The organism is Streptosporangium amethystogenes (assembly GCF_000721075.1).
GTDB lineage: Bacteria > Actinomycetota > Actinomycetes > Streptosporangiales > Streptosporangiaceae > Streptosporangium > Streptosporangium amethystogenes.
The window spans coordinates 1-527 of record NZ_JOEQ01000148.1 but is presented as its reverse complement, the minus strand read 5'-3'; the positions used below and the strand labels follow the sequence as shown (position 1 = coordinate 527).

Here is a 527-nt window from a genome sequence, read left to right as displayed (position 1 = left end):
CCGATATCTACACGTAAGGAGTCGTCGGCAGCGTCAGATGTGTATAAGAGACAGATTATGGGCCGACCGAGACGACGATCGGGGTGGCGACGGCGCGGTTGACGGCTGAGGTGGTGGCCGGTGGGGTGGTGCCGGTGGGGTCTCCGGTGGCCAATACCCGCCTGTATGTATTGGACGGGCGGCTTCGGCCGGTGCCGGTGGGGGTGTCGGGGGAGTTGTATGTTTCCGGGGCGCAGGTGGCGCGGGGGTATGTGGGGCGGGCGGGGTTGACGGCTGAGCGGTTTGTGGCGTGTCCGTTCGGTGGTGTGGGTGAGCGGATGTATCGGACGGGGGATGTGGCGCGCTGGGGTGGCGATGGTCAGGTGGAGTGTTTGGGGCGGGTGGATGAGCAGGTGAAGGTTCGGGGGTTCCGGATCGAGCCGGGTGAGGTGCGGTCGGTGCTGGTGGCGCATCCGGGGGTGGGTCAGGCCGCGGTGATCGCTCGGGAGGACGTTCCCGGTGATGTGCGCCTGGTCGCCTACATCGTC

1 pseudogene is annotated in these 527 nt (G+C 67.2%); it reads left to right on the top strand.

From position 1 onward, the window contains the following. Window positions 1-68: 68 nt before the first annotated feature. A pseudogene (locus IG98_RS46250) lies at window positions 69-527 on the top strand (AMP-binding protein); the annotation flags it as partial.